Origin of the sequence: Kitasatospora sp. NPDC001309 (assembly GCF_042896295.1) — a bacterium.
Lineage (GTDB): Bacteria > Actinomycetota > Actinomycetes > Streptomycetales > Streptomycetaceae > Kitasatospora.
On record NZ_JBIAXC010000013.1, the window covers coordinates 173678 to 181913 of the forward strand.

An 8236-nucleotide genomic window follows, 5' to 3' on the forward strand; every position below is an offset into this window, starting at 1 on the left:
CGCGTAGTCGGTCGTGGTGGTCACGAGCGGAGCTCCCGTCCGGTCAGGTCGAGGAAGACGTCTTCGAGGCTGCGGCGCTGTACGGCCAGCCGCTCGGGCAGGATGCCGGAGGCCGCGCACCAGCCGGTGACGGTGGCCAGCAGCCGGCTGGGGTCGAGGGGTGCCTCGACGCGGTAGCTGCCGGGGGCGGTCTCGGTGGCGGTGGCGCCGGCGGGCAGCTCCTTGAGCAGCGGGCCGAGGTCGAGGCCGGGCGGGCCGTCGAAGCGCAGGGCGTCCTCGGCGCCGCCGCGGCACAGCTCGGTCACGGTGCCGTCGGCGATGACCTTGCCGCGGTCGACGACGGCGACGCGGTCGGCGAGCTGTTCGGCCTCGTCCATGTGGTGGGTGGTGACGACCACGGTGACGCCGTCCCGGCGCAGGTCGCGGACCAGGTCCCAGGTGGCGCGGCGGGCCTGGGGGTCGAGGCCGGCGGTGGGCTCGTCCAGGAAGACCAGTTCGGGGCGGCCGACCACGGCCATCGCGAGGGCGAGCCGCTGCTGCTGGCCGCCGGAGAGCCGGCGGTAGGTGGTGCGGCCGCAGGAGCCGAGGCCGAGGCGCTCGACCAGGGCGTCCACGTCCAGCGGGTGGGCGTGCAGCTTGGCGGTGTGCCGGAGCATTTCGACGGCGCGCGCGCCCGCGTACACGCCCCCGGACTGGAGCATGACGCCGATCCGGGGCCGCAGGGCGGCGCTCTGGGCGACCGGGTCGAGGCCGAGGACGCGGACGGTGCCGGCGTCGGGGCGGCGGTAGCCCTCGCAGGTCTCGATGGTGGTGGTCTTCCCGGCGCCGTTGGGGCCGAGGACGGCGGTGATCGCGCCGGTCGCGATGGTCAGGTCGAGGCCGTCCACCGCGACCTTGTCGCCGTAGCGTTTGACCAGCCCGGAGACCTGGACCGCGGGTTCGGAATGCATACCGGCGAGTCTAAGAGGACCGAACACCCGGGCCGAACGCCCGGTCCGGAGACCGGCCTTGGTGATCATCGATGCAGGTCAGGTAAGGCTTACCTGCGTGACAGATGACACGAGTGAGGCCTGCATCACGGCTTGTCCTGCCGGAAGTAATTACGCAACACTGGTGTTGTGAAAAACATGCGCGAGCACACCCCGCAGCAGGAGGCCGAGTCGGCCCCCGGCTGCGACGTGCCCGTGACGGCCGCCGAGGTGCTGCTGGAGGGCCACCGGGCCACCAGGGACCGGGTCGCCCGGTCGATCCTGGACCACGGCCCCTCCTCCGCCGCCGACCTGGCGACCCGGCTCGGCCTCACCGCCGCCGCCGTCCGCCGCCACCTGGACGGCCTGGCCGCCGCCCGTCTGGTCGAGTCCCGCGAACAGCGGGTCTACGGCAGCCGGGGCCGGGGCCGCCCCGCCAAGGTCTTCGCCCTCACCGACGCCGGCCGGGACGCCTTCTACCAGGCGTACGACCAGCTCGCCGCCGACGCGCTGCGCTGGATCTCCGACGCGGTGGGCGGCGGCAAGGCGGGCGAGGAGGCGGTCGCCGCCTTCGCCCGCGCCCGGTTCGGCAAGCAGGGCGAGAAGTACCGGGAGACACTGCTGGGGGCCGAGGCGCAGGAGCGTCCGGAGGCCCTCGCCCAGGCGCTGAGCGCGGACGGGTACGCTGCCACGGTGCGGCGTGTCCCGTCGGCCGTGGCCAAGGCCCCGGCGGGCGCCCAGCTCTGCCAGCACCACTGCCCGGTCGCGCACATCGCCGAGCAGTTCCCGCAGCTCTGCGAGGCGGAGACCGAGGTCTTCTCCCAGCTCCTGGGCACCCATGTGCAACGGCTGGCCACCATCGCCCACGGCGACGGGGTCTGCACCACCTATGTGCCGGCACCCGGTGCCGCATCGTCGCCTGCCCAGCCCCCGGCGGGCCGCGGTTCCGATGCAGTGCCGACTGCCAGCACATGAAAACTCCGCGTCCACCGAAGATTCAGCGTCCGCGCGTTAGGAAGCTCGCATGACTGACACCGTTTCGCACCCCGAGCTCGAAGGCCTCGGCAATTACGAGTACGGCTGGGCCGACCCGGACGCCGCCGGCGCCGCGGCCAAGCGCGGGCTCAGCGAGGAGGTCGTCCGCGACATCTCGGCGAAGAAGAACGAGTCCGAGTGGATGCTGAACCTGCGGCTCAAGGGCCTCAAGCTGTTCGGCAAGAAGCCCATGCCGACCTGGGGCTCCGACCTCACCGGCATCGACTTCGACAACATCAAGTACTTCGTGCGCTCCACCGAGAAGCAGGCCGAGTCCTGGGAGGACCTGCCCGCGGACATCAAGGCCACCTACGACCGGCTGGGCATCCCGGAGGCGGAGAAGCAGCGCCTGGTCGCCGGTGTCGCCGCCCAGTACGAGTCCGAGGTCGTCTACCACCAGATCCGCGAGGACCTGGAGGAGCAGGGCGTCCTCTTCCTGGACACCGACACCGCGCTGCGCGAGCACCCGGAGATCTTCAAGGAGTACTTCGGCACCGTCATCCCGGCCGGCGACAACAAGTTCGCCGCGCTGAACACGGCGGTGTGGTCCGGCGGCTCGTTCATCTACGTGCCGAAGGGCGTGCACGTGGACATCCCGCTCCAGGCCTACTTCCGGATCAACACCGAGAACATGGGCCAGTTCGAGCGGACGCTGATCATCGTCGACGAGGACGCCTACGTCCACTACGTCGAGGGCTGCACCGCGCCGATCTACTCCTCCGACTCGCTGCACTCGGCGGTCGTCGAGATCATCGTCAAGAAGGGCGGCCGCTGCCGCTACACGACCATCCAGAACTGGTCGAACAACGTCTACAACCTGGTCACCAAGCGCGCCGTGGCGTACGAGGGCGCGACCATGGAGTGGGTCGACGGCAACATCGGCTCCAAGGTCACCATGAAGTACCCGGCCGTCTACCTGATGGGCGAGCACGCCAAGGGCGAGACCCTGTCGATCGCCTTCGCGGGCGAGGGCCAGCACCAGGACGCCGGCGCCAAGATGGTGCACATGGCGCCGAACACCTCCTCCAACATCGTCTCCAAGTCGGTGGCGCGCGGCGGCGGCCGGACCTCCTACCGCGGTCTGATCGAGATCGGTGAGGGCTCCAAGGGCGCCAAGTCCAACGTGCTGTGCGACGCGCTGCTGGTCGACACCATCTCCCGCTCGGACACCTACCCGTACGTGGACGTCCGCGAGGACGACGTGTCCATGGGCCACGAGGCGACCGTCTCCAAGGTCAGCGAGGACCAGCTGTTCTACCTGATGAGCCGGGGCATGACCGAGTTCGAGGCGATGGCGATGATCGTCCGCGGCTTCGTCGAGCCGATCGCGCGCGAGCTGCCGATGGAGTACGCGCTGGAGCTCAACCGGCTGATCGAGCTGCAGATGGAGGGCGCGGTCGGCTGACGACCGGCCGAACCGCCGCCATCCATCCGGATTTCCTGAGGAAGAGAGCACTACGAACAGCCATGGCTGACGTTCAGAACACCACCGGCTCCACCACCGCCGGTTCGATCGAGGTCGGTACCGCCGGCGCGGGCGAGCAGCTCGCCGGCCCCGGCACCGGCCGGACCAGCGTCCACCAGCCGATCGACGCGCGCGTCGCGGTCAAGCCGTCCTTCGACGTGAACGACTTCCCGGTGCCCACCGGCCGCGAGGAGGACTGGCGGTTCACCCCGCTGCACCGCCTCGCCGGCCTGCACGACGGCACCGCCGCCGCCGGTGAGCGGGGCGCGGACAAGGTCGAGTTCGCGCTGCCGGACGGCGTCACCGCCGAGACCGTCGGCCGCGACGACGCCCGGCTGGGCAAGGCCGGCACGCCGGTCGACCGGGTCGCCGCGCAGGCGTTCAGCGCGTTCGAGCAGGCCCTGGTGGTCACCGTCCCCAAGGACGCGGTGCTGACCGAGCCGGTCAGGATCGACGTGCGCGCCGAGGGCGGGGTCCGCTTCGCCCACGTGGTGATCGACGTCAAGCCGTTCGCCGAGGCCGTCGTGGTGCTCAACCACGAGGGCACCGGCACCCGGGCCGCCAACGTCGAGCTGCTGGTCGGCGACGGTGCCAAGCTCACCTTCGTCTCCGTCCAGGACTGGGACCGGGACGCCGTCCACGTCGCCCAGCAGAGCGCGCTGGTCGGCCGGGACGCCTCGTTCAAGTCCGTGGTCGTCACCTTCGGCGGCGACCTGGTGCGCCTCCACCCGCGGGTCAACTACGCGGCCCCCGGCGGCGAGGCCGAGCTGTTCGGCCTGTACTTCGCCGACGCCGGCCAGCACCTGGAGCACCGCCTGGTCATCGACCACGACACGCCGCACTGCCGGTCGAACGTGGCGTACAAGGGCGCGCTGCAGGGCCAGGACGCCCACGCGGTCTGGGTCGGCGACGTGCTGATCCGCGCCGCCGCGCTCGGCACCGACACCTACGAGCTCAACCGGAACCTGGTGCTCACCGACGGCGCCCGGGTCGACTCGATCCCGAACCTGGAGATCGAGACCGGCGAGATCGTCGGCGCCGGCCACGCCTCGGCGACCGGCCGCTTCGACGACGAGCAGCTGTTCTACCTGATGGCCCGCGGCATCCCGGCCGACGAGGCCCGCCGTCTGGTGGTCCGCGGCTTCTTCGCCGAGCTGCTCCAGCAGATCGGGGTCGCCGAGGTCCAGGAGCAGCTCCTGGTGAAGATCGACGCAGAGCTGGAAGCGGCGGTCTGATCCCGATGAGCTTCCTGCGTGCCTGCGCGCTGAGCGACCTCCAGGAGGACGTGCCCAAGCGCGTGGACCTCAACGGCGTGCCGGTCTCGGTCGTCCGCACCGACGAGGGGGTGTTCGCGATCAACGACACCTGCTCGCACGCGAACGTCTCGCTCTCGGAGGGCGAGGTCGAGAACTGCATGATCGAGTGCTGGCTGCACGGCTCCAGCTTCGACCTGCGCACCGGCAAGCCCTCCGGCCTGCCCGCCACCAAGCCGGTCGCTGTCTACCCCGTAAAGATCGAAGGGGACGATGTGCTCGTCTCCGTCAACCAGGAGTCCTGAGTACACATGGCAACCCTTGAAATCCGCGACCTGCACGTCTCCGTCGACGCCGAGAACGGCCCGCGCGAGATCCTGAAGGGCGTCGACCTGACCGTGAAGCAGGGCGAGACCCACGCCATCATGGGTCCGAACGGCTCCGGCAAGTCCACCCTGGCCTACTCGCTGGCCGGCCACCCGAAGTACACCGTCACCGGCGGCACCGTGCTGCTGGACGGCGAGGACGTCCTGGAGATGTCCGTCGACGAGCGCGCCAAGGCCGGCGTCTTCCTGGCCATGCAGTACCCGGTCGAGGTCCCCGGCGTCTCGGTCTCCAACTTCCTGCGCACCGCCGCCACCGCCGTCCGCGGCGAGGCCCCCAAGCTGCGGCTGTGGGTCAAGGAGGTCAAGGAGGCGATGGCCGCCCTGCAGATGGACCCGGCGTTCGCCGAGCGCAACGTCAACGAGGGCTTCTCCGGCGGTGAGAAGAAGCGCCACGAGATCCTCCAGCTGGAGCTCCTCAAGCCGAAGATCGCGATCCTCGACGAGACCGACTCCGGCCTGGACGTCGACGCGCTGCGCATCGTCTCCGAGGGCATCAACCGGGTCCGCTCCACCGGCGAGGTCGGCACCCTGCTGGTGACCCACTACACCCGCATCCTGCGGTACATCAAGCCCGACCACGTCCACGTCTTCGCGGGCGGCCGCATCGTCGAGTCCGGCGGCGCCGAGCTGGCCGACAAGCTGGAGAACGAGGGCTACGAGGCGTATGTGAAGGGGGGCGCTTCCGAGTGACCCACGCTTTTACGGGACTGCTGGACACCGACGCGATCCGCAAGGACTTCCCGGTCCTGCAGCGTCTGCTCCACGAGGACAAGCCGCTGGTCTACCTGGACAACGCGGCGACCTCGCAGAAGCCGCGCCAGGTGCTGGAGGCGCTGAACGGCTACTACGAGCGGCACAACGCCAACGTCCACCGCGGCGTGCACGTGCTCGCCGAGGAGGCCACGGCGCTGTACGAGGGCGCCCGCGACAAGGTCGCGGCCTTCGTCAACGCGCCGAGCCGCAACGAGGTGATCTTCACCAAGAACGCCTCCGAGTCGCTCAACCTCGTTGCCAACATGCTCGGTTGGGCCGACGAGCCGTACAAGGTCGACGCCGACTCCGAGATCGTGATCACGGAGATGGAGCACCACTCCAACATCGTCCCGTGGCAGCTGCTCTCGCAGCGCACCGGTGCGAAGCTCAAGTGGTTCGGGCTCACCGACGAGGGCCGGCTCGACCTGTCCGACATCGACGAGCTGATCACCGAGAAGACCAAGGTGGTCTCCTTCACCCTGGTCTCCAACCTGCTCGGCACCGTCAACCCGGTCGAGACGATCGTCCGCAAGGCCCAGTCGGTCGGCGCGCTGGTCGTCATCGACGCCTCGCAGGCCGCGCCGCACATGGTGCTCGACGTCCAGGCGCTGGAGGCCGACTTCGTCGCCTTCACCGGCCACAAGATGCTCGGCCCGACCGGCATCGGCGTGCTCTGGGGCCGCCAGGAGCTGCTGGAGGACCTCCCGCCGTTCCTCGGCGGCGGCGAGATGATCGAGACCGTCACCATGGGCTCGTCCACCTACGCCCCGGCGCCGCACAAGTTCGAGGCCGGCACCCCGCCGATCGCCCAGGCGGTCGGGCTCGGCGCGGCCATCGACTACCTGTCGGCCATCGGCATGGACAAGATCGCCGCGCACGAGCACGCGATCACCGAGTACGCGGTGGAGCGCCTGCTGGAGGTCCCCGACCTGCGGATCATCGGTCCGCGCACGGCCGTGGACCGCGGTGCCGCGATCTCCTTCACCCTCGGCGACATCCACCCGCACGACGTGGGCCAGGTGCTGGACGAGCAGGGCATCGCCGTGCGCGTCGGACACCACTGCGCGCGTCCGGTCTGCCTCCGGTACGGAATTCCGGCGACCACGCGGGCGTCGTTCTACCTGTACTCGACGCCGGGCGAGGTCGACGCACTGATCGACGGCCTGCACCACGTCCGGAACTTCTTCGGCTGACGGGACAGGGCAGGACGATCATGAAGCTCGACTCGATGTACCAGGACATCATCCTGGACCACTACCGCAACCCGAAGGGCAAGGGGCTGCGGGACGGCGACGCCGAGGTGCACCACGTCAACCCGACGTGCGGCGACGAGATCACCCTGCGGGTGAAGCTCGACGGCGCGACCGTCGCCGACGTCTCGTACGAGTCCCAGGGCTGCTCGATCAGCCAGGCCAGCGCCTCGGTGCTGAACGAGCTGGTCGTCGGCAAGACCGTCGGCGAGGCCCAGGCCGTCCAGGAGGCCTTCCTGGAGCTGATGCAGAGCAAGGGCCAGGGCGAGGGCGACGAGGAGGTGCTGGAGGACGCGGTCGCGTTCGCCGGCGTCTCCAAGTACCCGGCCCGGGTCAAGTGCGCGCTGCTCAGCTGGATGGCCTGGAAGGACGCCACCGCCCAGGCGCTCGCCAAGCACCCCGTTGTGAACGACTGAACCTGCAGAGGGAGGACAAGACCATGAGTGACGAGAGCACCACCGAGGCGCCCGCCGCCGACGCCACGGCCCCCGCTGCGGCTTCCGGTACGGCATCCGGCGCGGCTTCCAGTGCGGAGGAGCAGCCGAACGGTGTCGTCATCGTCGGCACCACCGCCGGGACCGTCTCGGTCGAGGACCTGACCGAGGCCCTGATGGACGTCGTCGACCCCGAACTGGGCATCGACGTCGTCAACCTGGGCCTCATCTACGGCATCCACATCGACGAGTCCGACGTGGCCACCATCGACATGACGCTCACCTCGGCGGCCTGCCCGCTGACCGACGTCATCGAGGACCAGGCCAAGACCGCCACCGACGGCCTGGTCCAGGACCTGCGGATCAACTGGGTCTGGATGCCGCCGTGGGGCCCGGACAAGATCACCGACGACGGCCGCGACCAGCTGCGGGCCCTGGGCTTCAACGTCTGAGGTCGTCCGTCGATCGTCGATCGTCAACCGCTGCCCGGGACTCCTTCGTGGAGTCCCGGGCAGTGGCGTCTCCGCCACCACCGGGTGAACACCCGCGCATCATCTGCTTCGTTGGGCAGTTCTACCGCCGTTCCCCACCGTCCACCCCCCCACCCGCCTGTCGGCGGGTGCCCACCCCGGCCCTCGCCGTGCGCCCGGCGGTCGCCGTTGTCGACGCGGCCCTCCAGCCACGCGTAGGCG

9 protein-coding genes are annotated in these 8236 nt (G+C 70.1%); 8 read left to right on the forward strand and 1 reads right to left on the reverse strand.

Features of this window, described 5'->3' with window-relative positions:
* Positions 1-20: 20 nt before the first annotated feature.
* Positions 21-950 carry an ABC transporter ATP-binding protein gene (locus ACFY2K_RS16410; RefSeq protein WP_375888422.1) on the reverse strand — a complete coding sequence of 310 codons (930 nt, stop codon included), beginning with the start codon at positions 948-950 and terminating at the stop codon, positions 21-23.
* Between the two features lie 177 nt (positions 951-1127).
* On the opposite strand from ACFY2K_RS16410, the gene ACFY2K_RS16415 reads away from it, so the two are divergent.
* From ACFY2K_RS16415 to ACFY2K_RS16450, 8 genes are all read left to right on the forward strand, one after another.
* Positions 1128-1943: a helix-turn-helix transcriptional regulator gene (locus ACFY2K_RS16415; protein WP_375888425.1), complete on the forward strand. Its 816-nt coding sequence runs from the start codon at positions 1128-1130 to the stop codon at positions 1941-1943.
* A gap of 49 nt (positions 1944-1992) precedes the next feature.
* Positions 1993-3408 carry a Fe-S cluster assembly protein SufB gene (gene sufB, locus ACFY2K_RS16420; protein ID WP_375888428.1) on the forward strand — a complete coding sequence of 472 codons (1416 nt, stop codon included), beginning with the start codon at positions 1993-1995 and terminating at the stop codon, positions 3406-3408.
* Positions 3409-3470: 62 nt separating this feature from the next.
* Positions 3471-4703, forward strand: a complete 1233-nt coding sequence (gene sufD / locus ACFY2K_RS16425; protein ID WP_375888431.1) for a Fe-S cluster assembly protein SufD — start codon at positions 3471-3473, stop codon at positions 4701-4703.
* Positions 4704-4708: 5 nt separating this feature from the next.
* On the forward strand, positions 4709-5026 hold the full coding sequence (locus ACFY2K_RS16430) for a bifunctional 3-phenylpropionate/cinnamic acid dioxygenase ferredoxin subunit (RefSeq protein ID WP_375888434.1): 318 nt from the start codon (positions 4709-4711) through the stop codon (positions 5024-5026).
* Positions 5027-5032: 6 nt separating this feature from the next.
* Positions 5033-5797, forward strand: a complete 765-nt coding sequence (sufC, locus tag ACFY2K_RS16435) for a Fe-S cluster assembly ATPase SufC (protein ID WP_375888437.1) — start codon at positions 5033-5035, stop codon at positions 5795-5797.
* Entirely contained in the window at positions 5794-7053 is a 1260-nt protein-coding gene (locus ACFY2K_RS16440; protein ID WP_375888440.1) for a cysteine desulfurase, read from the forward strand. Before sufC ends, ACFY2K_RS16440 begins: the two co-directional genes overlap by 4 nt.
* A 20-nt stretch (positions 7054-7073) precedes the next feature.
* A complete protein-coding gene (sufU, locus tag ACFY2K_RS16445) occupies positions 7074-7526 on the forward strand; it encodes a Fe-S cluster assembly sulfur transfer protein SufU (protein WP_375888443.1) in 453 nt (150 codons plus the stop codon).
* A gap of 140 nt (positions 7527-7666) precedes the next feature.
* Positions 7667-7996 (forward strand): metal-sulfur cluster assembly factor, encoded by a 330-nt coding sequence (locus ACFY2K_RS16450; protein ID WP_031065274.1) that lies wholly within the window; start codon positions 7667-7669, stop codon positions 7994-7996.
* The last annotated feature ends 240 nt before the right edge of the window (positions 7997-8236 follow it).